At 67.6% G+C, this 25,141-nt stretch carries 24 protein-coding genes; 20 read left to right on the top strand and 4 right to left on the bottom strand.

Annotated features, from left to right (window positions below):
- Nucleotides 1-84: 84 nt before the first annotated feature.
- A complete protein-coding gene (locus DD559_RS10445; RefSeq protein ID WP_116469117.1) occupies nt 85-984 on the top strand; it encodes an FAD:protein FMN transferase in 900 nt (299 codons plus the stop codon).
- Nucleotides 985-1,002: 18 nt separating this feature from the next.
- Here DD559_RS10445 and DD559_RS10440 read toward each other — a convergent pair whose 3' ends face one another.
- Nucleotides 1,003-1,686 (bottom strand): Fe2+-dependent dioxygenase, encoded by a 684-nt coding sequence (locus tag DD559_RS10440; RefSeq protein ID WP_116469116.1) that lies wholly within the window; start codon nt 1,684-1,686, stop codon nt 1,003-1,005.
- Between the two features lie 153 nt (nt 1,687-1,839).
- Nucleotides 1,840-4,248: a TonB-dependent receptor gene (locus DD559_RS10435; protein WP_116469115.1), complete on the bottom strand. Its 2,409-nt coding sequence runs from the start codon at nt 4,246-4,248 to the stop codon at nt 1,840-1,842.
- Between the two features lie 214 nt (nt 4,249-4,462).
- Here DD559_RS10435 and DD559_RS10430 point away from each other — a divergent pair, with 214 nt between their 5' ends.
- Nucleotides 4,463-5,212, top strand: coding sequence for an SIMPL domain-containing protein (locus DD559_RS10430; protein WP_165831074.1), 750 nt, complete (start codon nt 4,463-4,465; stop codon nt 5,210-5,212).
- Nucleotides 5,213-5,231: 19 nt separating this feature from the next.
- On the opposite strand, the gene DD559_RS10425 is transcribed toward DD559_RS10430, so the two are convergent.
- Together DD559_RS10425 and cobT are read right to left on the bottom strand one after the other, a co-directional pair.
- The gene (locus DD559_RS10425) at nt 5,232-5,483 is read right to left on the bottom strand and encodes a ribbon-helix-helix domain-containing protein (RefSeq protein ID WP_240610209.1); all 252 of its coding nucleotides are present in this window, start codon (nt 5,481-5,483) and stop codon (nt 5,232-5,234) included.
- Between the two features lie 7 nt (nt 5,484-5,490).
- A complete protein-coding gene (gene cobT / locus DD559_RS10420) occupies nt 5,491-7,320 on the bottom strand; it encodes a cobaltochelatase subunit CobT (protein WP_116470851.1) in 1,830 nt (609 codons plus the stop codon).
- Between the two features lie 89 nt (nt 7,321-7,409).
- Between cobT and DD559_RS10415 the strand changes: the two genes are divergently transcribed.
- The 18 genes from DD559_RS10415 to DD559_RS10340 all read left to right on the top strand — a co-directional run bounded on the left by DD559_RS10415 (nt 7,410) and on the right by DD559_RS10340 (nt 24,920).
- The gene (locus DD559_RS10415) at nt 7,410-8,087 is read left to right on the top strand and encodes a ferritin-like domain-containing protein (RefSeq protein ID WP_116469113.1); all 678 of its coding nucleotides are present in this window, start codon (nt 7,410-7,412) and stop codon (nt 8,085-8,087) included.
- Between the two features lie 64 nt (nt 8,088-8,151).
- On the top strand, nt 8,152-9,114 hold the full coding sequence (locus DD559_RS10410; protein ID WP_116469112.1) for a bile acid:sodium symporter family protein: 963 nt from the start codon (nt 8,152-8,154) through the stop codon (nt 9,112-9,114).
- Nucleotides 9,114-10,088, top strand: a complete 975-nt coding sequence (locus tag DD559_RS10405; protein ID WP_116469111.1) for an NAD-dependent epimerase/dehydratase family protein — start codon at nt 9,114-9,116, stop codon at nt 10,086-10,088. The genes DD559_RS10410 and DD559_RS10405 overlap by 1 nt, the downstream gene beginning before the upstream one ends.
- Before the next feature lie 29 nt (nt 10,089-10,117).
- Complete coding sequence (locus DD559_RS10400; protein ID WP_116470850.1) at nt 10,118-10,942, top strand: c-type cytochrome; 825 nt, start codon at nt 10,118-10,120, stop codon at nt 10,940-10,942.
- 48 nt (nt 10,943-10,990) lie between these two features.
- Nucleotides 10,991-11,407 carry a DUF4279 domain-containing protein gene (locus tag DD559_RS10395; protein WP_116469110.1) on the top strand — a complete coding sequence of 139 codons (417 nt, stop codon included), beginning with the start codon at nt 10,991-10,993 and terminating at the stop codon, nt 11,405-11,407.
- A 289-nt stretch (nt 11,408-11,696) separates the two neighbouring features.
- Nucleotides 11,697-13,139 carry a 3-isopropylmalate dehydratase large subunit gene (gene leuC / locus DD559_RS10390; RefSeq protein WP_116469109.1) on the top strand — a complete coding sequence of 481 codons (1,443 nt, stop codon included), beginning with the start codon at nt 11,697-11,699 and terminating at the stop codon, nt 13,137-13,139.
- A 20-nt stretch (nt 13,140-13,159) separates the two neighbouring features.
- Nucleotides 13,160-13,300: a hypothetical protein gene (locus tag DD559_RS19810; RefSeq protein WP_165831073.1), complete on the top strand. Its 141-nt coding sequence runs from the start codon at nt 13,160-13,162 to the stop codon at nt 13,298-13,300.
- 98 nt (nt 13,301-13,398) lie between these two features.
- The gene (gene leuD, locus DD559_RS10385) at nt 13,399-14,028 is read left to right on the top strand and encodes a 3-isopropylmalate dehydratase small subunit (protein ID WP_116469108.1); all 630 of its coding nucleotides are present in this window, start codon (nt 13,399-13,401) and stop codon (nt 14,026-14,028) included.
- On the top strand, nt 13,991-14,992 hold the full coding sequence (locus DD559_RS10380; RefSeq protein WP_206364489.1) for an NADPH:quinone oxidoreductase family protein: 1,002 nt from the start codon (nt 13,991-13,993) through the stop codon (nt 14,990-14,992). The genes leuD and DD559_RS10380 overlap by 38 nt, the downstream gene beginning before the upstream one ends.
- A gap of 326 nt (nt 14,993-15,318) precedes the next feature.
- Nucleotides 15,319-15,471 (top strand): hypothetical protein, encoded by a 153-nt coding sequence (locus DD559_RS19805; RefSeq protein ID WP_165831072.1) that lies wholly within the window; start codon nt 15,319-15,321, stop codon nt 15,469-15,471.
- Between the two features lie 330 nt (nt 15,472-15,801).
- Nucleotides 15,802-16,125, top strand: coding sequence for a DUF1476 domain-containing protein (locus DD559_RS10375; protein ID WP_116470848.1), 324 nt, complete (start codon nt 15,802-15,804; stop codon nt 16,123-16,125).
- Nucleotide 16,126: 1 nt separating this feature from the next.
- Nucleotides 16,127-16,366 (top strand): BolA family protein, encoded by a 240-nt coding sequence (locus tag DD559_RS10370; protein ID WP_084582176.1) that lies wholly within the window; start codon nt 16,127-16,129, stop codon nt 16,364-16,366.
- Nucleotides 16,367-16,369: 3 nt separating this feature from the next.
- Complete coding sequence (gene grxD / locus DD559_RS10365; protein ID WP_116469107.1) at nt 16,370-16,702, top strand: Grx4 family monothiol glutaredoxin; 333 nt, start codon at nt 16,370-16,372, stop codon at nt 16,700-16,702.
- 343 nt (nt 16,703-17,045) lie between these two features.
- On the top strand, nt 17,046-17,414 hold the full coding sequence (locus tag DD559_RS10360) for a BlaI/MecI/CopY family transcriptional regulator (protein WP_010542593.1): 369 nt from the start codon (nt 17,046-17,048) through the stop codon (nt 17,412-17,414).
- A complete protein-coding gene (locus DD559_RS10355) occupies nt 17,411-19,060 on the top strand; it encodes a M56 family metallopeptidase (protein ID WP_116469106.1) in 1,650 nt (549 codons plus the stop codon). The genes DD559_RS10360 and DD559_RS10355 overlap by 4 nt, the downstream gene beginning before the upstream one ends.
- A gap of 123 nt (nt 19,061-19,183) precedes the next feature.
- Complete coding sequence (locus tag DD559_RS10350; RefSeq protein ID WP_116469105.1) at nt 19,184-20,056, top strand: MBL fold metallo-hydrolase; 873 nt, start codon at nt 19,184-19,186, stop codon at nt 20,054-20,056.
- Nucleotides 20,057-20,099: 43 nt separating this feature from the next.
- Nucleotides 20,100-22,022, top strand: a complete 1,923-nt coding sequence (uvrC, locus tag DD559_RS10345; protein ID WP_116469104.1) for an excinuclease ABC subunit UvrC — start codon at nt 20,100-20,102, stop codon at nt 22,020-22,022.
- Nucleotides 22,023-22,100: 78 nt separating this feature from the next.
- Nucleotides 22,101-24,920, top strand: coding sequence for a DUF3857 domain-containing protein (locus DD559_RS10340; RefSeq protein WP_116469103.1), 2,820 nt, complete (start codon nt 22,101-22,103; stop codon nt 24,918-24,920).
- The last annotated feature ends 221 nt before the right edge of the window (nt 24,921-25,141 follow it).

Genomic DNA, 25,141 nt, shown 5'->3' with positions numbered 1-25,141 from the left:
ATCGCACTGCCTGCCACGCTGTCCCCCGCCGCATTTCAGCGGCGCCGCTCCCACGCAGCAGTTGCGACCCTGGGTGGGCCGACCATGGGAACGGACTGGCGGCTGATCGTCGTCGATCCGCCGGAGGATATCCGCGAGATCGTCCAGGCCGTGCTGGCGCGCATGATCGCGGAGTTCAGCCATTATGAGCCGGGCTCGCGGATCGGCCGGTTCAATCGCCTCCCGTTGGGGCGGTGGCATCCCTTGGCGCCGGAGACGATCCGCGTGCTCGACGCGGCTTTTGCCGTGTGGGAGCGGAGCGGCGGTGCGTTCGATCCGGCGGCCGGGCTGCTTGTCGATCTTTGGGGATTCGGGCCGGCCGGTCCGCGCGCGAATCTGCCGAGCGCCGGCGCGGTGGCGGAGGCGCGGGGCATGTCGGGCGCGGCGTATCTGGAATATGACCGGGGAGCGTGCCGCATGCGCCGCCGCGAGGCCGTGCGGATCGACCTTTCCGGTATCGCCAAGGGCTATGCCGTCGATGCCGTGGCGGAGCGGCTGGTGTCGCTGGGCATCGAGGATTTCCTCATCGAGATCGGCGGCGAGCTGCGCGGCGAAGGCATCAAGCCCGACGGCCAGCCCTGGTGGGTGGCGCTGGAGCCGGTGCCGGGGGCGAGACTGGCCCCCGTGCGCATCGCGCTGCACGGGCTTTCCGTCGCCACGTCCGGCGATTACCGCCGATTCTTCGATTTCGGCGGCCGGCGCTATGCCCACAGCATCGATCCGCGCACCGGCTGGCCGGTGGCGAACAACGTCGTCTCGGTATCGGTGATCCACCGCGAGGCGATGCTCGCCGATGCCTGGGCGACGGCACTGACCGTGCTGGGCCCGGAAGGCCGCGCGCTCGCCGAGCAGGAGGGGCTGGCGGTGCATATGGTGACGCGAGCGGCGGCGGGGGACGGTTTTGCCGAGTATCTGTCTCCCGCATTGTCGGCGATGCTGGCGTAAGAGCGAGCGCCGCAGACCCTATGCGTCGGCCCAGCGGCGCAGCAGGTTGTGATACACCCCGGTCAGCGCGACGATCTGGGCATGGCCCTGACCCAGCTCGACGGTGAGCCCCTGGATCGCCCGATCGAGATCGAACAGCGTGCGGCGCGCGGCATCGTCGCGGACCATCGACTGGAGCCAGAAGAAGCTCGCCACCCGCGTGCCCCGCGTCACCGGCGTCACCCGGTGGAGGCTGGAAGAAGGGTAGAGGATCGCGTGGCCCGCCGGCAGCTTCACCGATTGCGCGCCGAACAACCCTTCGATCAGCAACTCGCCGCCCGCATAGGCATCGGGCGCCTCCAGAAACACCGTCATCGACAGGTCGGAGCGGACGCGAAACTCGCTGCCGCGCTGGATGCGGATGGCGTTATCGACATGGGTGCCGAAATTCTGGCCGCCGGCATAGCGGTTGAACAGCGGCGGAAAGACCTTCAGCGGCAGCGCGGCGGCGACGAACAGCGGCGATCGGCCCAGCGCATCGAGGATCATCCGCCCCGCCTCGCGCGCGGCCGGGCTTTCTTCGGGAAGCTGTTCGTTGCGCTTGGCCAGTGCCGCCTGCGGGCCCGAGGTGATGTTGCCATCCACCCAGTCTGCGGCGTCCACCAGCGTGCGGATGCGGGCAACCTCTGCCGACGAGAGCAGGTCGGGGATCGGGATCAACATGCGCGGGCCTCCTGCGCGGGGTAAAGTCGGCTTCTGACGGCCGCGCGGTCCGCCGAACATGCGCCAGATCAACGGCGCGGCGCAATCGCCGGAACGAAGCGGCCCCTCCCGGCGGAGATGCCGGAAGGGGCCGCACGCAAACCGCCCGTGCAATCAGAAGCGGTAGTTGAGCGTAAGCAGCGCCGAGCGGCCGTCACCCGGCGTGGCCCAGCCATTGTTGCGGATGCGAGTGTAGTAGAGCGAGTCCGCGACGTTCTTCACGTTCACCTGCGCCGAGAGGTTGCGGGTGACTTCGTAGGAGAGGAATGCGTTGTGCACCCAGAAATCGGGGCTGTAGATGACCTGGGGCGCTGCGACCGTCGGCAGGTTGAACGCCGCCTTGCCCTGATAGGTCACGCCATAGCCGAGCGTCAGCCCGAACGACAGGCGATAGGTGGTGAACAGGCTGCCGGAATGGTTCGGGGTGTTCTGCAGGGCGGCATTGCGCGCCGGATCGACCGTGCCGGCCGGGCTGTTCCTAGCGATGCTGCGGAGCACCGTGCCATCGAGATAGGTGTAGTTGGCCGTGATCGACCAAGCCTTGGTGATCTGGCCGACCGCGCCCAGCGCGATACCGTCCACCCGCGACTTGCCGTCGAGCTGCTGCTCCGGCACCAGCGGATCGCCGGTCGCCACCCGGAAGTTGGTACGTTCGTTGCGGAACAGCGCGGCGGTGAGCAGCAGCCGGCCGCCGACCAGTTCGGCCTTGCCGCCGATTTCATAGTTGCGCGCCGTTTCCGGATCGACGTTGCAGGTTTCGACCAGGCAGGAGCCGTTCACCGACGTCTTGGACGGCGTTTTGGCGTTGCCATAGGCGACATACAGGCTGATCGCCGTGATCGGCTTGTACACCAGGCCGGCGCGATACGAGAACAGCTTGTTTCTGTTGAAGAGCGTCTGGCCGGTCGCCACTTGCCCGAGCGTCGCGGTGGCGGTGGAAACGGTGTCGGCGCGGTAGCTGCCGTCGTTCGATTCCCAGCGCAGGCCGCCGTTGATCTCGACATGATCGCCGAGCTTCATCGTATCGAACAGATAGACCGCATAGTTGGTGAGCTCGCCGGTCTGCCGGGCGCTTTCGATGAAGTTGATCGGACCGCTATAGACGTTGCTGCCATAGACGCGTGCGAGGCCGCTGGTCGCCGCCGGGCCAGCCACTACCGCATTGGGATTGGCCATGTTCATCAGCGGGAGGTAGCTGAAGGGGTTGGTGCCGTTGGCATTGCGCAGCACATTGCCGGTGGAGAGGCTGAACTTCTCCCAGGTTGCCGCTGCGCCGAGCGTGAGCGAGTGTTCGATGAAGCCGGTGTTGAACCGGGCCATCAGGTCGACCTGATCATAGGCGAGCTGGTTGCGGGTATCCCGCGTGTTCCCGCGCGGGCCGGAGGGCAGATAAAAGCCCGTGGGGACCGTCAGCGTCGCGCCGTTGATCGTCGTCGTGCACGCCGTGCCGAGCGGCGTCCGCCCCGAGGCGAGGCACCAGGTGCCCTGGGGCGGATCGACGATGGCGTGCTGAGTCACATCCTGCCAGCGGGTGATGTTGCGCAGCGTCACCCGATCGTTGAAATGATGTTCGAACGTGGCGGTCGCCTGATCGACGTTGCTCTTCTGCGTATCGAGGTTGCGGAAACCGAAATAGCTGGACCGGCTGACACCCGGCAGCGCGCCGCCGACGACCTGATAATAGGGCACGCCATATTGCGGCGTGTTGTCGTCTTCCTGATGGACATATTGCAGCGTCAGGCGGGTCGGGCTGTCGATCCCGATCGTCACCGACGGCGCGACGCCCCAGCGCTTCATCCGTTCGACGTCGCGGGCCGGGACGTCATTTTCATGCTTCATCGCGTTGAGGCGGAAGGCGATCAGATCGTTGACACGGACATTCGCATCGACGGTCCCGCGATAGTAATTGTCGGTGCCGATGCCGGCCGATGCCTGGAACCGGGTGTTGGCCTGCGGCTTCTTGGTGACCATGTTGATCGAGCCGCCGACCGAGCCCGCGCCGTTCTGCACCGAATTGGGGCCGTTGACGACTTCCAACTGCTCGAGGTTGAACGGATCGGTACGGGTATATTGGGCGCTGTCGCGGATACCATCGATCGTGATGTCGGTATTGGCGGAGTAGCCACGCAGATTGATCGAATCGCCATAGCCGCCGCCGCCTTCGCCTGCGCCGAAGGTGATGCCCGGCACCGTCGACAGCATATCGCGCAGGGTGAGGAGATTCTGCTGCTCGATCACCTCGTTGGTGAGGATGGTGATCGTCTGCGGGGTATCGCGCACCGGGCGGGTAGCCTTGGGCGATTCCTGATGCGGGGAATAGGGCTGGCCCTTGACGATGATCGTATCGCGATCCTGCGCGTCGCCATCCTTGCCATCGCGATCGGCGCTGACGGTCGCGCCATTATCGGTGCGATCGGCAAGCGCACGTTCCTCGGCATGGCTTGGCGCCGAGACGATGAAGCCGACACAGGCAAGCGCCGCAAAGGTGGAAACGCGCGAAAGCGGCGCGGTACGATCGGTCACTCAACAATCCCCTTTGAACTCGATTTCGTTTCGCTCGCGACTATTGCGAACCGCTCGCGGAGTCAATGCTAATGCAAGCCCGTCGCAATAGCATTTCCGAATGGTGACGCTTCCTCTGCGCAGTGTGACCATGGGTTGGTGGCGACGGCGCGGAAGCTGCGTTTACCGCGATCGAGAGAGGGCATATGCTGCGGCCATAAAAGGGAGAGAATCGATGCGTTTGCTCGTGGCTTTCGGTATGTCCTGCCTTGCCATTCCCGCCCACGCCCAGCAGCCGCCCACATTGCCGCCGTCGATCCAGGTCGTCGGCGTGGGCACCGTATCGACCAAGCCGGACCAGGCGATCCTCGTCTATTGGGTGGCGGGCGAGGGCAAGACCGCCGATGCCGCAAGCGCCGATCTTGCCGCCAAGCAAAAGGCGATCACCGCCGGACTGGCCGGCCTGCTGGGCGCCGACCTGCAACTCACTTCCGGGGAAGTGAGCGTGATGGAGACGCGCTCGCCGAAATGCGATGGCCCGGGCAATTACAACAATCGGCCGCGCCTGAGCGACGGCGACTGCGCCTTGACCGGTTTCATCGCGACCTTGCAGGGCACCGCGCGGACCCGCGTCGTGGAGAAGGCAGGCACCGCCGCCGGACTGGCGGCGCGGCTGGGTGCGCGCGATGCGCGGATCAGCGGCTTCCAGCTTAGCGATCCCGCAGCGGCGCAACGCCGGGCAACCGCTGCGGCGATCGCCAATGCCCGCAGCCAGGCCGAAGCGATGGCGGCGGGCGCCGGGGTGCGGCTGGGCGAACTGCTGTCGCTGAGCGACCAAAGCGGCCGCAACGAGGTGATCGTCACCGGTGCGGCGAGCCGGATGGTGGCCCCGCCGCCACCGCCCGCGCCGGTGGAGATTGCGATCACGCCGCGCCCGCTGGAGACGCAGGCCCGCGTCTATGCCCAGTTCGCGATCGGGCGCTGACCGTAGCGGCCCCGATCGTTCAGGCGCGCTGTGCCATCAGCCAGGTGCGGATCGCGCTCGCCAGATTGGGCGGATCCTCTGCGCTGATCCGAGCATGGTCGATCGCGGCAACCAGCGCGCTCAGCGGCAGCCCCGCCGCCGCTGCCGCGGCCTCCAGCGCCGCCCAGAAGATCGGCTCGAGGCTGATCGATGTCGGGTGCCCGGCGATGGTGATCGAACGCTTCACCGGCCCGTGAAAGCCGCCCGGCGGGGGCACGATCTCCAGCGCCACCGCGGCCTCACTCGGTATCGAACAGGGCGGCCAGCTGCTCGACCATCGTGCCCGCGAGCTGTTCGGCATCCATGATCGTCACCGCGCGGCTATAATAGCGCGTGACGTCATGCCCGATGCCGATCGCCGCCAGCTCGACCGGCGAGCGCGCTTCGATCCAGCTGATCACCTGGCGCAGATGGCGTTCCAGGTACGAGCCCGAATTTACTGACAGCGTCGAGTCGTCCACCGGCGCGCCGTCCGAGATCACCATCAGGATCTTGCGGTCCTCGGGCCGGGCGATCAGCCGACTGTGCGCCCAGAGCAGCGCCTCGCCGTCGATATTCTCCTTCAGCAGCCCTTCGCGCATCATCAGCCCGAGGGACTTCTTGGCGCGCCGCCACGGCTCGTCGGCCTGCTTGTAGATGATGTGGCGCAGATCGTTGAGCCGGCCCGGCTGCGCGATCCGTCCCTCGCCCAGCCACTTCTCGCGCGCCTGACCGCCCTTCCAGGCGCGGGTGGTGAAGCCGAGGATTTCCGTCTTCACGCCGACGCGCTCCAGCGTGCGGGCGAGAATGTCCGCGCTGATCGCCGCGATCGAGATCGGCCGGCCGCGCATCGAACCGCTATTGTCGATCAGCAGGGTAACGACCGTGTCCTTGAACTCGGTGTCACGCTCGACCTTGTAGCTGAGCGACTGCATCGGATTGACGACGACGCGGGCCAGCCGGGCGGCATCGAGCAGCCCTTCGTCCTGATCGAAATCCCAGCTGCGGCTTTGCTGCGCCATCAGCCGGCGCTGGAGCCGGTTGGCAAGCTTCGTCACCGCTCCCTGCAGGTGGATCAGCTGCTGATCGAGATAGGAGCGCAGGCGATCCAGCTCGTCCGTGTCGCACAGGTCGGTGGCGGCCACCACTTCGTCGAACTGGGTGGTGAAGGCGCGATATTCGAAGCTGGGCGGCAGATCGCTCCACGGGCGATTGGGGCGGACGGGCATCATGCCTTCGTCGCCATCGTCGCCGGGTTCGCCGTCGCCGTCGTCCATGCCCTCGGACTGCTGGTCCTGTTCGCCGTCCTCGCCCTGTTCGGATTCGCGCTGCTCGCCGCGGGCTTCGCTCTGGCCTTCGCCCTGCTGCTGCTGGGCTTCGCTGTCGTCGTCGCCCTGTTCTTGCTGCTCTTCCTGGCCCTCGTCCTCGCCGCCGCCTTCATCGGCCTCGTCGGGCACCATCTCGCCTTCGGTCAGCTCCAGATCCTGCAGCAGCTTGGCGGCGAGATCGGCAAAGGCACGTTGATCGTCGATCGCCAGCGACAGGGCGTCGAGGTCGGCGCCGGCGCGATCCTCGATCCAGTCGCGCACCAGCGCCAGGCCCAGCGCAGCGCTCGACGGCGACTCGCGGCCGGTGAGCCGTTCGCGGACCATCAGCCCGAGCGCGGTGGACAGCGGCACTTCGTCGCGGGTGCGGGCGCGGCCGATCGGATCGGAGCGCAGCCGCATCGCCAGCGCCTGTTCGAGATTGTCGGCAATGCCGGCATAGCCGCGCGATCCCAGCGCCTCCACCCGCGCGGTTTCGATCGCGTCATAGACGGCGCGGGCGATGGGTTCGCGGGGTGCGTTGCGGGCGTGCAGCGTGCCGTCGTGCAGGCGCATCCGCAGCGCGAAGCCATCGGCAAAGCCGCGCGCTTCCGCCACCTGTTCCGGCGGCAGCGTGCGCGAGGGCATCGGCACCTTCACCGTCTTGCCGCTCTGGAAGGGAGCATCGGCGGTGAAGCCGAACTCGAGTTCGGCCGTGCCGGAGAGCGCACGCGCGGTTCCCGCGAGCACGTCCCGAAAGCGATCGAGGGGAGAATCCTGCGCCATGGTTTCCACATGCGCCCGGCCCGCGCAAAGTCAAGAAAGGCCGGGGGATCATGTTGACCGCGTAATGGCCCAGGTCTAGGCCGAACGCCATGTTTGCGTGGTTCCGCCGCCGCTATCTCGACCTGCTGGGGTCGATCTACATCTACAACGAGTATCGCGGCTATACGAGCATCGATCGGGTGCTGCAGGCGGTGCGGGTGCGGGCGCCGGACGACCATGCGCTGATCGCCGCGATCGAACAGCATCGCGCCGACGAGCGCAAACATTACCAGATGTTCCAGCGCTGGTTCCAGTTGCAGGGGCGGATGCCGCTGGCGGTGGACCGGACCTGCGGCCATATCGATCGCTTCGTCGAGATCATGTTCGGCCGCACCATCGATGCGCTGGATACCCAGGCGGTGATCGACGACGATGCCCAGTTCGAGAAACTGTGCCGGGTGATCTCGCTGACCGAGCAGCGCGGCTACAAACAGGTGCACATCCTGCTGCTTCATCCGGCGGTGCTGCGCGACAAGGTGCTGACCCGCATCTTCCGCATCATCGAGAAGGACGAGCCGAGCCATTGGGCACCCTATGACGGCTGGCTGCGCGCGCATGGCAAGCGCGAACCCCGCTGGTGGGAGCGGGCGATCGACACGTTCATCCATTCCGAGCTGCTGTTCCTGAAGCTGCCGGTGCTGTTCCTGAATCCCTTCGTCCGGCGGCGGACCGACTGGGCGGATGCGGGCGAGGCATTGCCCGATGTGCAGGCGCCCGCCGTCGCCTGAACACTTGCAAGGCGGTGCGGACGGGATCATGGGCACCCCCGGTTTCCCCTGTCGCGAGTACTCCATGGCTGCCCTTCGCCGCTGGATCGATCCCTATCTGCTGATGCTGCTCGGCACCGTCGGGCTGGCGGCGCTGTTTCCGGCGCGGGGGATGTGGGCGAGCATCGCGGACGAGGCGGTGACGATCGCCGTCGCGCTGCTGTTCTTCCTGTATGGCGCGCGGCTGGCGCCGTCCGCGATCTGGGCGGGACTGACCAACTGGCGGTTGCAGCTGACCGTATTCCTCAGCACCTTCCTGTTCTTTCCGCTGATCGGGCTGGGCGCCTATGCGATTGCCGGCCATGTGCTGCCGGGCGGGATCGCGCTCGGCATCCTGTTCCTGTGCCTGCTGCCCTCCACGGTGCAGTCGTCGATCGCCTTTACGTCGATCGCGCGCGGCAACGTGCCGGCGGCCCTGTGCAGCGCTTCGCTCTCCAATTTGATCGGGGTGATCATCACCCCGCTGCTGGCGGCGCTGCTGCTGCCGCATGGCAGCGGGGCGGGCTTCTCGCTGGGGCAACTCGAATCGATCGCGATGCAGATCCTGCTGCCGTTCGCGGCCGGGCAGGCGGCGCGGCCGCTGATCGGCGGCTTCATCCTGAAGCACCGGGTGCTGACCATGGTGGTCGACCGCGGATCGATCCTGCTCGTCGTCTATGCGGCCTTCAGCGAAGGCATGGTGGCCGGCGTGTGGACGCAGGTATCGCTGGCCGATCTCGCGCTGGTGCTGGCGTTCAATGCGGTGCTGCTCGGCGTGGTGATCGCCGTGACGATGGTCGGCAGCCGCAGGCTGGGCTTTTCGACCGAGGATGAGATCGCGATCGTCTTCTGCGGTTCCAAGAAGAGCATGGCGAGCGGGATCCCGATGGCGACGATTCTGTTCCCCGGCGGGGCGGTGAGCCTGATCGTGCTGCCGCTGATGATCTTCCACCAGCTCCAACTGTTCGTCTGCGCGGTGCTGGCGCGGCGATATGGGGTGCGGCCCTGATGCGGGTGCTGCTCACCGGATCGTCGGGCTGGCTGGGGCGGTTCCTGGCGCCGATGCTGCGGGGGGCGGGGCACCACGTCACCGGGCTCGACGTGGCGCCGGGCACGGACACGCAGGTGCTGGGCTCGGTCGCCGATCGCGCGCTGGTGGAACGCGTGTTCGCCGATCATGGCATCGAGGCCGTGATCCACGCCGGCGGCCTGCACAAGCCGGACATCGTCCGCTATCCGGCGCAGACCTTCGTGGACGTGAACGTTGCCGGCACGCTCAACCTGCTCGAATGCGCCAAGGCGGCGGGGCATGACCGGTTCGTCTTCACCTCTACCACCTCGCTGATGATCAGCCAGGCGATCCGCGACGAGGCGAGCGACGCGGCGGTGTGGCTCGACGAGACCAGCGGCCCGATCGAACCACGCAACATCTACGGCGTCACCAAGCTCGCCGCCGAGGGCCTGTGCCGGATCGCGGCGCTGGAACACGGCCTGGCGACCATCGTGCTGCGCACCAGCCGCTTCTTCCCCGAGGACGACGATACCCACGCCGTGCCCTCGGGCGAGAACCTCAAGGCCAACGAACTGCTCCACCGCCGGTTGACGGTGGAGGATGCGGCGCGCGCGCATCTGGCGGCGCTGGAGCGGGCGCCGGCGGTGGGCCACAGCGTGTTCGTGATTTCCGCGCCGACCCCGTTCGGGCGCGAGGATTGCGCCGAACTGAAGCGCGATGCGGCGGCGGTGATCGCTCGCAGCTTTCCCGAGGCGGCATCGCTCTATGCGGCGCGGGGCTGGACGCTGCCGGCAAGCATCGGCCGGGTCTATGACGCGGGGCTGGCCGAGCGCGTGCTGGGGTTCCGCTGCGCAACCGACTTCGCGGCCGTGCTGGCGGCGCTCCGCGACGGCGGCCCGCTGCCCTTCGCGCACGACCCGGCCTATGTTTCGCCCAAGGAGCGTGGCGGAGACGGCCCGGTTCTGGCATAGCGCGGCGCATCCTTCCGGGGGGAATGGCGATGCGGATCTGGGCGCGACTGGGGCTGGGCGTGGCGGCGCTTGTCGCGGCGGGTGTGGGCGGCGTGTATGGCGCCTCCGAGTGGGTGCTCCGCCGCAGCCATGCCGTGCCGCTTGGGCCCATCGCGGTGCCGCACGACGCCGCCTCGTTGGCGGAAGGATCGCGGCTGGCGACGCTCACCGGCTGCAAGAGCTGCCATGGCGACGGCAAGGGCGCGGTGTGGACCCCGGTCGACTGGCGCGAGGGGCAGGTCGCCCCGCCGCCGATCGCCCGCAGCGCCGCGCGCTATACCGATGCCGAACTCGCCCGGCTGATCCGCCAGGGGGTGACCAAGGAGGGGCGGACGCTGTTCGTCATGCCCGCCTGGTCGATGACCTATCTCGCCGATGACGATGTCGGCCGGATCATCGGCTGGGTCCGCAGCCTCAAGCCCGCGCCCGACGACGTGCAGGCGACCACCTGGTTCGGCCCCGTCGGCCGCTGGAAGATCCTGACCGGCGAGACCCGGCCGAGCGTGGTGGCGGAGCTGCACGGGGTGGCAAAACGGCCCGCCGATCCGGGGCGGTACCTGACGCAGGTACTCTGCTCCGAATGCCACGCGCTTACCGAGCCGCGTGCCCATGACGGCAAGCCCGTGCCGCCGCTGGCGCCGATGGCTGCCAGCTACGCGCCGTCGGATTTCCAGCGGCTGCTGCACGAGGGCGTAGGGGCAGGGGCGCGCAATGTCGGCTTCATGGGCACGATCGTGAAGGAAAACCTCCACGCGCTGCGGCCCGACGAGGTGGACGCGGTGCAGCGCTATTTGCGGGGGGCGCTGCCGGAGTGATGAGCGTCGGGAGTAGTGTCTGTTGGCTTTCGATGGCATCATTAGATCATGGGAACATTGCACCAATCAGCGGCCTCTATCGGTTTCTACGGCGACGACCTGAATCCTGAAGAGCTGACCGAAGCATTCGCAATTGAACCAAGCGTCGGCGTGCGCGCGGGTGAGCCGTGGCGGACGGCGAAGGGCGCGGAAAAGATCGCTCGGCGTGGCTCTTGGCGTATCCGAGCCGAGCGCCGCGAGCCTGGCGACTTGGACACGCAAATCAACGAGCTGCTAGACAGAATGTCTAATGACTTCCAAGCGTGGCGCCAATTCTCTGAGCGCTATCGCGGCAGGATATTCTGCGGCTTGTTCATGGCCAGTGGCAATGAGGGGGTAACGCTTAGGTCCAAAACGTTGGGGCGACTGGCGGAGCGGGGGCTGCTCATCGATTTCGATATCTACGCGCCCGATGGGGAGGAATAGCTGCGCTCTGATCCAAAGTGCGATCTTCCTATCCCCCAAGTCAGGGCAATTGCATATGCTGCATATGCGTTTCTTTCCCTCTCCCCGCCGGGGAGAGGGAGGGGGAGGGGCAATGCGAGGCGCTGCCTCGCGCGGTTGCTTGCGCAACCGCTCACCCTCTCCAAGCTGCGCTAGGCGCTGAAGCGCCAAGCTCCGCTATCCTCTCCCTCGAGGGAGAGGATTACGAAGAGGTGCGGCAGAAAATGTCCCCGAACCTTGCATCCGCGCACGATTCGATTAAAGCGCGCGCATGTCGCGTGAACCCCGCACCCTGTATGAGAAGATCTGGGCCGACCATGTCGTCGAGCGCCGGGACGATGGCACCTGCCTGATCTATATCGATCGGCACCTCGTCCACGAAGTCACCAGCCCGCAGGCCTTTGCCGGCCTTCGCGCGGCCGATCGCAAGGTGCGCCGCCCCGACCTTACCCTTGCGGTGCCCGATCACAACCTGCCGACCACCCCGCGCGTCGACGCCGCGGGCAATGCGCTGCCGATCGCCGATCCGGCCAGCGCCGGCCAGCTCTCCGCGCTGCGGGCCAATGTCGCCGAGTTCGGCGTGCCCTATATCGATGCGCTCGATGCGCGGCAGGGGATCGTCCATGTCGTCGGGCCCGAACAGGGCTTCACCCTGCCCGGCACGACGCTGGTGTGCGGCGACAGCCATACCTCGGCGCATGGCGCGCTGGGGGCGCTCGCCTTCGGCATCGGCACCAGCGAGGTCGAGCATGTGCTCGCCACCCAGACGCTGCTGCTCAAGCAGTCGAAGACGATGGAAGTCCGCGTCGACGGCACGCTCGGCCACGGCGTCAGCGCCAAGGACGTGGTGCTGGCGATCATCGGCAAGATCGGCGCGGCCGGGGGCACCGGCTATGTCATCGAATTCACCGGCGAGGTGATCCGCAACCTCTCGATCGAGGGGCGGCTCACCATCTCCAACATGTCGATCGAAGGGGGCGCGCGTTCCGGCCTGATCGCGCCGGACGAGAAGACCTTCGCCTATCTCAAGGGCCGCCCGCTCGCCCCCACCGGCGAGGCGTGGGACCGCGCCGTCGCCTATTGGAAGACGCTGCCGACCGACAAGGGCGCGGTGTACGACAAGGTGGTGACGCTGGACGCGGCGGACATCGCGCCGTCGCTCACCTGGGGCACCAGCCCCGAGGACGTGGTGCCGATCACCGGCGTCGTGCCCGATCCGGAGAGTTTCGCCGATCCCTCGAAGCGCGCCGCGGCGCAGCGCTCGCTCGACTATATGGGGCTCACGCCCGGCACCGCGATGCAGGACATTGCGGTGGAGCACATCTTCATCGGATCGTGCACCAACAGCCGGATCGAGGATCTGCGTGCCGCTGCCGCGGTGGTGCAGGGCCGCAAGGTCGCCGATCGCATCCGCCAGGCACTGATCGTGCCGGGCTCGGGGCTGGTGAAGCGTCAGGCCGAGGAAGAGGGGTTGGACCGCATCTTCCTGGAAGCCGGCTTCCAGTGGCGCGAGCCGGGCTGCTCGATGTGCCTGGCGATGAACCCGGACAAGGTGCCCGCCGGCGAACGTTGCGCTTCCACTTCCAACCGCAATTTCGTAGGGCGGCAGGGGCCCGGTGCCCGCACGCACCTCGTCTCGCCCGCGATGGCGGCGGCGGCGGCGGTGACCGGGCACCTGACGGACGTTCGCGCGTTGATGGCGAACCAGGCGTAACGGATAAGGGGAGAGACGCCATGCAAAAGGCGCTCGTCGCATTGATTGCCGGAACCATTTTGAGCGGTGTCGCTGCTGCCTATGCGGGTGCCTATCCGCGGCCGGAGACGCCGATCAAGACCATCCCGGCGCTCGAGCGGGTGGTGGTAGCCCCCCGCTGAGCGGGCGGCCGATTGCCGGAAATTCGGGATGGCCGCCGGCCATTCGTTAGGAAAGCTGTGTCCATGCATCTGAACACCGTATCGGCGGAGCGCCGCTGATGGAGCCGATCCAGCAGGTTTCGGGCCGCGCCTATCCCTGGGGCGCCAAGAACATCGATACGGATATCATCATCCCCGCGCACTGGCTGAAGACCACGACGCGCGAGGGGCTGGGCAAGGGCGCGTTCGAGAGCGTGCGCGCGGAGCCGGGCAATCTGTTCGACGATCCGCGCTATGCGGGCGCGCCGATCCTGGTGGCGGGCGAGAATTTCGGCTGCGGCTCCAGCCGCGAACATGCCGCCTGGGCGCTGGCCGATCTGGGCATCAAGGCGGTGATCGCGCCGAGCTTCTCGGACATCTTCTCTGGCAACGCCTTCAAGAACGGCATCGTCACCGTGGTGCTGCCGCAGGAAGCGATCGACCGGCTGGTGCAGGTGGCGACCGCCAATGAGATCACCGTCGACCTGGAGACGATGACCGTCACGACGGAGTTCCAGGACCGCTTCGCCTTCGAGCTCGACCCGTTCCGCCGCGACTGCCTGATGCAGGGGCTGGACGAGATCGGCATGACGCTGGCACAAGATACCGCGATTTCGAAATTCGAATCCGCGGCTGCGCACGAACGCCCGTGGATTGCTGTAGGAGGCGGGCATGAAGGCGTTGCTGTCGAAGGCGTCGGGCGGACCTGATACTCTAAGCCTGGAAGAATTGCCCGATCCGGTTCCGGGCAAGGGCCAGGTGCTGGTCGGCGTGCGCGCCTGCGCGATCAACTATCCCGACGTGCTGATCATCGAGGATCGCTACCAGTTCAAGCCGCCCCGGCCCTTCGCGCCGGGCGGCGAGATCGCCGGCGTGGTCGAAGCCGTCGGCGAGGGCGTCACCGACTGGGCGCCGGGCGACCGGGTGATCGCGGTGCCCGGCCATGGCGGGCTGGTCGAGAAGCTGGTGCTGAGCCCGGCGCAGCTCTACCGGCTGCCCGAGGGTCGCAGCTTCGAGGACGGCGCGGCGCTGCTGCTCACCTATGCGACGACGATCCATGCGCTGCTCGACCGTGGCAAGTTGAGCGCCGGCCAGACGCTGCTGGTGCTGGGTGCGGCGGGCGGCGTCGGGCTCGCGGCAATCGAGCTGGGCAAGGCATACGGCGCGACGGTGGTGGCGGCGGTCTCCTCCGAGGAGAAGGCCGAGGCCGCGCGCGCGGCGGGTGCGGATGCGACGCTCGTCTATCCGCGCGGGCCGCTCGACAAGGAAGCCTCGAAGGCGCTGGCCGAGGCGTTCAAGGCGGCGGTTGGCCCCAAGGGGGCAGACGTGATCTACGATCCGGTAGGCGGCGACTATGCCGAGCCGGCGCTGCGCGCGATCGGCTGGGAGGGGCGCTATCTGGTGGTGGGCTTCCCGGCGGGCATCCCGAAGCTGCCGCTCAACCTCACATTGCTCAAGAGCTGCGACGTGTGCGGCGTGTTCTGGGGCGCCTTCGCCGCGCGCGACCCCCAGGCCAACCGCGCGCATGTCGACACGCTGTTCCGGCTGTGGAGCGACGGCAAGATCGCGCCGCGGGTGACGGAGGTGTTCCCCTTCGCCGAGGGCGGGGCGGCGATTGCCAAAATGGCGGCGCGGGCGGTGATCGGGAAGGTGGTGGTGCGGGTGGCTGGGTAGGGGCGAACCAGCGCCCGATTTTCAGTCGCCAGCTTGCCTTCATAGCTTTGGCGCGCGATGATCTGGCATGTCCATGTCCGCCATCGCTGGTGCCGCAATTCTCCTTCTCTCTGTGATGGTCTTGGGAGCGGGATTCGCGTCTGGTAACATGTATCTCAGCAATGGAGCAGGGCCGGCGATTGATACCGGGAGGCGATCGGCTCCAATTGCCTTCTGGGCTGCTGCCGTATTCTGGAGCGGCCTTGCACTGATTGGTGTCGTCTTGATTGTAATCGGTTGAACTAGTTGGAGCGGGGTTCCGCTCATTCCCGCGCGGGGGCGTGGGCATGGCGGAGATCGTTGGAGCTGTTTTCGAATTCTGTTGGGAGTTCGGGATCGAGCGGGCTTACCGAAGGTGGGGCTGGTTCGGCGGTGTTGCGGTGTTCATGGCGCCATTTTTGATCGTCGGTGCTATCATCGCTGTGGCGCTAAACGTCTGATCTTCGCTTTTTTGCCGGCCCCTCCCCTCACGCAGCGTCCTGATTGCATTTCAACCGCGGTCCCCCTCACCCTTCCGCGCCTTCGGCGCTCCCTCCCTCTCCCACAGGGGGAGAGGGAGAAGTGGCACCTGACTCCCTCTCCCCTTGTGGGAGAGGGAAGGGGCCCGCCGCCGAAGGCGGTGGGAAGGGTGAGGGGGATACGGGTTCAAAGGCGATGGCCCTCAACGACACCAGAAGATGGATGGTAGAGCTGCCATCCGGAACCTCCCCCCGTTGCCAGCGCGGCCCGGCCCTCCTATCTCGGTCCCGAGTTTAGCTAAGGGGCATATGATGACCGCATTCGACGATCGCGAACGGGCGTTCGAGGCGAAGTTCGCGCGCGACGAGGATATGGCGTTCCGCATCACCGCGCGTCGCAATAAGCTGCTCGGCCAGTGGGCCGCCGCCAAGATGGGCCTCACGCCCGAAGAGACCGACGCCTATGCCAAGGCGGTCGTCCAGGCCGATTTCGAGGAAGCCGGCGACGAGGACGTGATCCGCAAGCTGCTCGGCGACATGCTCGCGGCCAATGTCGAGATCGACGACGCCACCGTGCGCCGCGCGATCGAGGAGCAGACCGTCGAGGCGCGCCGCCAGCTGATGGAATCCAAGTAACATGCCGATGGCCGCTGCCGAGATCGAGGCGCTGATCCGCGCCGGCATCCCCGACGCCCAGATCGAGATCACCGATCTGGCCGGCGACGGGGACCACTATGCAGCGCGGGTTGTCGCCCCCATGTTCCGGGGCATGCCGCGCGTGCGGCAGCATCAGGCCGTCTATGCGGCGCTGGGTGGACGGATGGGCGGCGTGCTCCACGCGCTCCAGCTGACCACCGAAGCGACGCCCGAGGAGTAAGCAATGACCGACGATACCCAGGCCCGCATCCAGCAGCTGGTCGACGGCAGCGACGTGCTGCTGTTCATGAAGGGCAGCCCCCTGTTCCCCCAGTGCGGCTTTTCCAGCCGCGCCGTGGCGATCCTCAACCATCTCGGCGTCGAGTTCGACAGCGTCGACGTGCTGCAGGACCAGGCCGTCCGCCAGGGCATCAAGGCCTTTTCCGACTGGCCGACCATCCCCCAGCTCTATGTGAAGGGCGAGTTCGTCGGCGGTTCGGACATCATGATGGAAATGTACGAAAGCGGCGAGCTGACCCAGCTGATGGCCGACAAGGGCGTCGCGGCTTCGGCCTGAGACGCGGCGTTCGTACGGGTAGACGGGAAGGGCTCTCGCCGATGGCGGGGGCCCTTTTCATTGGTCGGCGGGTAATCGCCTCCCACAACCGTCCCGTCATTCCCGCGAAGGCGGGAATCCATTTGCCAGGACGTCGTCACAAGAACCGACACGGTTCCATCAATGGATCCCCGCCTGCGCGGGGATGACGGCGGGGGCGGTGAGGGGCTGGGGAGACCCCGGTGCGGGCGGATCGATGGCCATGCCGGTGCACCATCGACCCGCCCGGGCCCGTTCACCCGGCATTCAGCCGCTTGACTACAGACGTAATCGAAGCGATTACAAGCGTAGTCAGTGAGGGTGTATGACCGAGCGAATCAGCGAAGCCGAACATGCGGTGATGGAGGTTCTGTGGGAGGAATCGCCGCTCACCGCGCAGGAAGTGACCGAGCGGGTGCCCGCCGATCGCGGCTGGAGCGCCAACACGGTCAAGACGCTGCTCGGGCGGCTGCTCGCCAAGAATGTGATCGCGCATGAGGAAGAGGGGCGGCGCTATCGCTATCGCCCGCTCGTCGCGCGGGGCGATTATGTGGTAGGAGAGTCGCGGAAATTGATCGACCGGCTGTTCGGCGGCCGGCTGACCCCGCTGGTGGCGCATCTGGCGGAACGCGACGCCATCACCGACCAGGACATCGCCGAAATCGAAGCGCTCCTGAAGGAGCTGAAGCAATGATCGGCTGGTGGATCGAAACCCTGCTCGCGAGCACGCTGCTGATGCTGCTGGCGCTTGCGCTCCGTGGACCCGTGCGCCGTGCCTTCGGGCCGCAGCTCGCCTATGCGCTGTGGGTGCTGCCCGCCGCGCGGATGCTGCTGCCGCCGCTGCCGGGGCAGTGGCAGCTGAGCCAGTGGCTCGCGCCGCTCACCCGCAAGGCGGAAGCCGCGCCGGCGGTGGCGATGGGGGTGCTCAACCCCGACAAGCTCCCCGCGACCATCGACCAGGGCGCGGTGATCACCATCGACCTGAGCGCCGGTGGCCATCACCTGCCCGCCGCGCTGGTCGCGCCGACGCCGGTGGCCGCGGGGCTGAACGTCACGCTGCTGCTGCTTGCGCTATGGGCTGCGGGCGCGCTGATCTTTCTCGGCTATCATTTGATCGCGCATCGCCGCTTCTGCCGGCATCTGCTCTCGCGGGCGCGGGTGGATCGCACGGTCGCCGAGGGCCGGGTGCGGGTGATCGAGACCGATGCCGCGCACGGGCCGCTCGCGTTCGGCATCTTCCGCAAATATGTCGCCTTTCCGCGCGACTTTTCCGAGCGCTACGACGAGGTCGAACGCGATCTCGCGCTCGCCCATGAACTCGGCCACCATCTGCGCGGCGACCTGATCGCCAACTGGGCCGCGCTGATCGTGCTGGCCGCCCATTGGTTCAATCCGGTCGCATGGCGGGCGTTCCGCGCCTTCCGTGCCGACCAGGAAATGGCCTGCGACGCCCTGGTGCTCGCCGGCCGCGCCCAGGCACTGCGCCATGCCTATGGCCGTGCGATCGTCAAGTCCGCGCATGGGGGCGCGGTCTCGGCGGCCTGTCACCTCCACACCATAAACGACGTCAAAGGGAGATTACGCATGCTCTCGATCCACCGGAAGCTATCCCCCGCCCGCATCGCTGCGGGGCTGGCCGGTATCACCACCGTTTCGCTGACCGCGCTGGCGCTGACCGCTTCGGGCAGCGCGGCTGCCGAGCGGCTGCGCGACCGCGTCGACGCCGCGATGCAGATGCAGGATGTGCCGGCGGCGCCGGTCGCCCCGGCTGCGCCGGCGGCGGCAGCGGCACCGCTTGCGCCGCGCGCTCCGGCTGCGCCGATGGCGGCATCCGCACCCGTCGTGCCGCCGGCACCGGCAGTACCGGCCGCGCCCGAAGGCCCCGCCCGCGAGCGCCACGTCATTCGTGTCGATCGTACCGCCAGCGACGGCAAGGCGATCAGCAAGATGGTGATCGTCCGTCGCGACGGCACCCGGCAGGAGATCGCCATGCCGGATATGGCGGCGATCCAGGCGAGCATCCCCGAGATCCGCAACGGCAATTGCGGTAAGGGTGATGGACCCACCGTCGAGCATCGCACCGAAGGCAAGAAGCGGATCACGATCGTCTGCAGCGATCGCATCGCGGCCATGAGCAGCCAGGCGGCAGACAGCCAGCACGCGGCGCAGATGGCGATGCACAGCAAGGCCATGGCGATGAACAGCGCAGTGATGAGCCTGCAATATGCCCGACGCACGATCGAGGCGCAGCCGAGCCTCAGCGCCGCGCAACGCGCCGAAGCGCTGGCCGGCATCGATCAGGCGCTGGCCGAACTGCGCGAAGAGGCCAAGGACGAATAAGGGTAGCGCGCTGCCGCACCTTGCCCCGCGGTGGTGTGTTCGGTGGGGTCGGTCGCGCGTTCGCGGCCGGCCTCGCTTCCGCTGTTGCTTGCCTCACGGCGCGGAATGCCCACATGCTGCGGCATGACCGAAGACGCCCCAACCGGCCTCGCGATTGCGCTCGAACCGCTGGTGACGCGGGTGCTGGCCGGCAATCCATCGCCCTATACCTATACCGGCACCCAGACCTATCTGGTCGGTACCACGGACCTGGCGGTGATCGATCCGGGCCCCGATGAGCCCGACCATCTCGCGGCCTTGCTGGCGGCGATCGATGGGCGGCCGGTGCGGGCGATCCTGTGTACCCATACCCATCGCGATCATAGCCCGGCGGCCCCGGCGTTGAAGGCCGCGACGGGCGCGCCCATCATCGGCTGCGCGCCGCTGGTGCTGGACGATGCCGGGCCCCGTGCCGATGCCTCGTTCGATGCGAGCTACGCGCCCGATCGCGTGCTTGCCGATGGCCAGCAGGTGGCGGGGGAGGGATGGACGCTGACCGCAGTGGCGACGCCGGGGCACACTTCCAACCATCTCTGCTTCGCACTGGAGGAAAGCGGCGCCCTGTTCACCGGCGACCATGTGATGGGGTGGTCCACGACCGTGGTGGCTCCGCCGGACGGCAATATGGCGGCGTACATGGCCAGCCTGGACAAGTTGATGCAGCGCGAGCGGGACCGCGTCTATTATCCCGCTCATGGCGCGCCGATCGAACGGCCTCAGCGCTTCGTGCGCGGTCTGGCCGGGCACCGCAAGCAGCGCGAGGGGCAGATCCTGCGGTTGCTGGGGGAAGGCATCGGCGCGGTGCCGGCGATGGTGGAGCGGATGTATGTCGGACTCGATCCGCGACTGCACGGCGCGGCCAGCCGATCGGTGCTGGCGCATCTGGAGGATCTGCAAACGCGTGGCCGGGTGGCGGCGGACGGCGAGGCCTGGCGGTTGATCGGCGTGGAGGCCTAGCGCCGGTTGGCAAGCCGGGGGAGCTGCGCCTACATCGGCGGCGATGAACGACCCCCAGTCCCCCGAACGGTTCAACGAGGAAAAGGCCGCCTTTGCGGTGCGCGGGGCAGAGGCACCCGATATCGAGGCCGGCGTGGCCGCGATCCGCAACGTGCTGAACACGCTGCCCATCCGACCCGGTGTGTACCGGATGCAGGATGCCCGCGGCGACGTGCTGTATGTCGGCAAGGCGCGGGCGCTGAAGAACCGGGTGACCAACTATACCCAGGTCAATCGCCTCTCGAAGCGGTTGCAGCGCATGGTGGCGCAGACGCGATCGATGACGATCGTCACGACCAACAACGAGGCGGAGGCGCTGCTGCTCGAGGCGCAGCTGATCAAACGCTACCGGCCGCCGTACAATGTGCTGCTGCGCGACGACAAGTCGTTTCCGTTCATCCTGTTGCGGCAGGATCATGACTTCGCGCGCGTTCAGCTTCATCGTGGCGCGCGGCGCTTCAAGGGCGATTATTTCGGCCCGTTCGCGGGGGCTGGGCAGGTGCGCAAGACGCTGAATGCGTTGCAGAAGCTGTTCCTGCTCCGCAGCTGCACCGACAGTTTCTTCGCAACGCGCGACCGGCCGTGCCTGCTGTATCAGATCCGCCGCTGTTCGGCGCCGTGCGTCGGCCGGATCGACGCGGCCGGCTATGCCGAGCTGGTGGGGGATGCGCGCGACTTCCTGCAAGGCAAGTCGACCAAGGTACAGGCCAAGCTGGGCGAGCAGATGCAGGCGGCGGCCGAGGCGCTCGATTTCGAGCTGGCCGCGATCCTGCGCGACCGGTTGAAGGCGCTGACCTTCATCCAGGGCAGCCAGGCGATCAACGCGGACGGGGTGGGCGATGCCGACATTTTCGCGCTCGCTGCCAAGTCCGGCGTGATCGGCATCGAGGCCTTCTTCATCCGCGGCGGCCAGAATTGGGGGCATCGCAGCTTCTTCCCGAGCCATACCCAGGACGTGCCCGAGGACGACGTGCTCGCGGCGTTCCTGATGCAGTTCTATGAGGAGGTGCCACCCGCGAAGAACGTGTTCGTCGATCGCGAGCTGCCCGAGGCGGCGCTGCTCGCCGAGGCGATGGGCGAGCGCGCCGGCCACAAGGTCGCGCTGTCGGTACCCCAGCGCGGCACGCGCCGACGGCTGCTCGATCAGGCCAAGCGCAACGCGGAGGAGGCGCTGGACCGCCGCCTTGCCGAAAGCACGACGCAGGCGAAGCTGCTGCGCGAGATGGCCGACCTGTTCGACCTGGCCGAGCCGCCCAACCGCATCGAGGTGTACGACAACAGCCATATCCAGGGCACCAATGCGGTGGGCGCCATGATCGTCGCGGGGCCCGAGGGCTTCCGCAAGAGCCAGTATCGCAAGTTCAACATCAAGCGCGCCGAGACGATTGCCGGCGACGATTACGGAATGATGCGCGAGGTGCTCAGCCGTCGCTTCGCCCGCGCGCAGGACGAGGATCCCGATCGCAGCCAGGGCGACTGGCCCGATCTGGTGCTGCTCGACGGCGGCAAGGGGCAGCTCAATGCCGCCAGGGCGGTGCTGGAGGAACTGGGGATCGAGGATGTCTGCATGGTCGGCGTCGCCAAGGGTCCGCACCATGGCCGGGATGGCCGGGAAGTCTTCCACCTGATGGACGGCAGCGAGCGGATGCTGCCGGTGAACGCGCCCCTGCTCTTCTACCTCCAGCGGCTGCGCGACGAGGTCCACCGCTTCGTCATCGGCGCGCATCGCGACAAGCGCGCCAAGGCGATCGGCGCCAGCCCGCTCGACGAAGTGCCCGGCATCGGCCCGGCGCGGAAGAAGGCGCTGCTGATGCACTTCGGCACCGCGCGGGCGGTGCGGAACGCGAGCCTGGAGGATCTGCGCAAGGCGCCCGGCGTCTCTGCGGCGGTGGCGCAGCAGGTGTATGATTTCTATCATTCGCGGTGATCGCGAAACGCCGTGCCGATTTCGATTGAGCGTACGTAACGACCCGCTAGTCTTGCCGGACAATTTAGGGGGATCTGGATGTCGCGGCGTAGTGCGTTGGTGGTGGTCGGCTTGTCGATGGCCGGCGTGGCCCATGCGGGGGACAAGGTACAGTATCAGGCGGCGCCGGCTTGGGTCGCGTCAGCGCCGGGGATCGATGTCACCCAGCTGAATGACAGCGCACCGGTGATGCAGATCTTCGATCAGCAGCACCGGCTGGAGGCGGGCCAGGTCTGGAGCTATGTCGAAACCGGGATGCGGATGGTTTCGCCGCAGATGCTGACCCAGGCGGGCACGCTGCCGCTGCAATGGGACCCCAGCAAGGGGGATCTGATCATCCACAAGCTGCAGATCCTGCGCGGGAACGAACGGATCGATCTGCTGGCGAAGGGAACCCGCTTCACCGTGCTCCAGCGCGAACAGAAGCTGGAGCAGTTCGCGCTGGATGGCACGCTGACCGCGACGGTGGCGCTGGAGGGACTGCGCGTCGGCGATGTCGTCGATGTGGCCTTCTCGATCACGCGCAAGGATCCGGCGCTGGCGGGCCAGATGGTGACCATCGCACAGTTGGTGCCTGCGCCCGCCAAGCTGGGTTTCGGGCGGGTGCGGCTGCTGTGGAAGGACGGTGTACCGCTGCAGTGGCGCAGCTATGCCGCCGGCACGGTGGCGCCGGCGGGTGCGCCGCAGCCGCAGCCGACGATCCTGCCCGGCGGCTATCGCGAGCTCAGCTTCCCGCTGCCTTCGCCCAAGCCGGCGGAAATGCCGGACGATGCGCCGCCGCGGTTCAAGCCGTTGCCGTTGCTGGAAGCGAGCACCTATGCCGATTGGGCGGCGGTGTCGAAGGGCATGGCGCCCTATTATGCAACGGCGGGCGCGATCGCACCGGGGAGCCCGCTGGCAGGCGAGGTCGCCCGGATCGTGGCGGCGAGCAAGGACCCGCGGGTGCGGGCCGCGATGGCCTTGCAGCTGGTGCAGGACCAGGTCCGCTACCTGTTCCGCGGCATGGATACCGGCAACTATGTGCCGCAAAAGCCGGCCGAGACCTGGTCGCTGCGCTATGGCGACTGCAAGGCCAAGACGCTGCTGCTGCTCGCCCTGCTGCACGAAATGGGCATCGCGGCCGAGCCGGCGGTGGTGAGCGTGCAGATGAGCGACCTGGTGCAGGCGCGCCTGCCCTCGCCGGCGGCGTTCGACCATGTCATCGTCCGCGCCACCATCGACGGCAAGACGCTGTGGCTCGACGGCACCCAGGGCGGCAGCCGGCTGGCCGATCTGGATGACGTGCCGCCCTTCGTCACCGCGCTGCCGCTGCGGCCGGAGGGGGCGACGCTGGAGCCGTTGCCGCTCCAACCGCCCGGCCGCCCGGCACAGGATATCGCGGTGACCCTCGATTCCACGCCCGGCATCGACTTTCCCGCCCGCTTCACCTTCCGCGCCACCTATACCGGCGGCATGGCCGAAGGGCTGCGGGGGTTGCGGGCGCAGATCGACGACGAGAAGCTGAAGCAACTGATCGGCCCGCAGATCAACGGCGTGCTCGGCGCCAACAGCAGCTTCGACCGCAAGCTGGAAGACGACCCCAAGGCGGGGACGGTGACGCTGAGCGCCAGCGGCATCGCCTATCCCGACTGGGGCCTCGACCGCGGCCGCCAGCGCCTGCCGCTCGACTGGACCAGCAACAATCTCGACTTCTCCCCCAACCGTGCCCGCCCGGCGTGGAAGGCGATCCCCGTCACCCGCGGCGGCTTTGCCGACATGCGGGTGGTGAAGCGCATCCGCCTGCCCGACGGCGGCAAGGGCTATACGCTGGAGGGCCAGCAGACGCTGCCCGCCACGCTCGCCAATCTCCGCGTCGCCCGCAGCGTGGCGCTGGCCGAGGGCGTGCTGACCCTGGACGACCGCCGCACCGCCGGGGTGGACGAAGTTCCCGCCGATCGCATCGCCGCCGTCCGCGCCGAGGTGGCACGGGTGAAGGCCAACCCGCTCAAGGCCGTCGCCCCGGCCAACCAGCCGCCGCGCTGGCAGACGGTGCAGGCCGCCCGCGCCGACAACCGGCTGGCGCCGATCCTGGAGGGCTATGCCAAGGCGATCGCCGCCGACCCCGACGATGCCGATTCCTACACCAACCGCGCCTGGTTCCTGGAGCGGATCTACGACCATGCCGGTGCGCTCGCCGATCTGAGCAAGGCCATCGAACTGGCGCCGTCCGCCGAACTGCTCGCCCGCCGCGCCGGCGCCTTCGACCGGCTCGGCCAGGAGGACAAGGCGATCGCCGACCTCGACGCGGCCCTGGCGCTGGACCAGAACAGCGACGACGCGATCGGCCTGCTCGCCACCATCAAGGCCCGGCGCGGCGCGCTGGACGAGGCGCGGGCGCTGCTCGACGAGCGGATCGCCCTGGGCGGCGACGAGAAGCTCGGCTGGCAGATCACGCTGGCCAACCTGCTGGGCGACTATGGCAAGCCCGACGACGCCCTGGCCGTGCTGGAAGAGGCGATCGCCGCCGCCCCCGGCAACGCCACGCTGCTCAACCAGCGCTGCTGGGTGCGCGGCACCCATAATCTCGCGCTGGAGGCGGCGCTGAAGGACTGCACCAAGGGAATCGAGCTCACCCAGGACAATGCGGCGATCCTGGACAGCCGGGCCATGGTGTATTTCCGCATGAACCGCCTTCCCGACGCGCTGACCGATCTGGACGCGGCACTGCTCGCCAGCCCGGACCAGGCCTCCAGCCTGTACCTGCGCGGGGTGATCGCCAAGCGGAGCAAGGCGCCCGACGCCGACCGCTATCTGGCCGCCGCGAAGATGATCGATCCGCTGATCGCCGACCGCTTCACGCGCTACGGCATCAAGCCCTAACCACCGCCGCCGCAATCGCTGCCGCCGCCGGCCGTCCGATCCGCCCTTTCCGCACACCGGGAGGGGCGGGGAAGGGGCGGGCGGGCGCCGCTGACGTGTTGTAAAGATCGAAACCGTTTCGGCGGATTTGTGCAGTTAACTTCACGAACTTCGTGGCTGTGACGTGTTTTTGAAGAAAGTTTCGGCCGATATTGCGCCTCCTTGGGGTTGGCATGTAAATC

Origin of the sequence: Sphingomonas pokkalii, from assembly GCF_003096275.1 — a bacterium.
Taxonomy (GTDB): domain Bacteria; phylum Pseudomonadota; class Alphaproteobacteria; order Sphingomonadales; family Sphingomonadaceae; genus Sphingomonas; species Sphingomonas pokkalii.
This window is presented reverse-complemented; position numbering and strand designations above follow the sequence as displayed.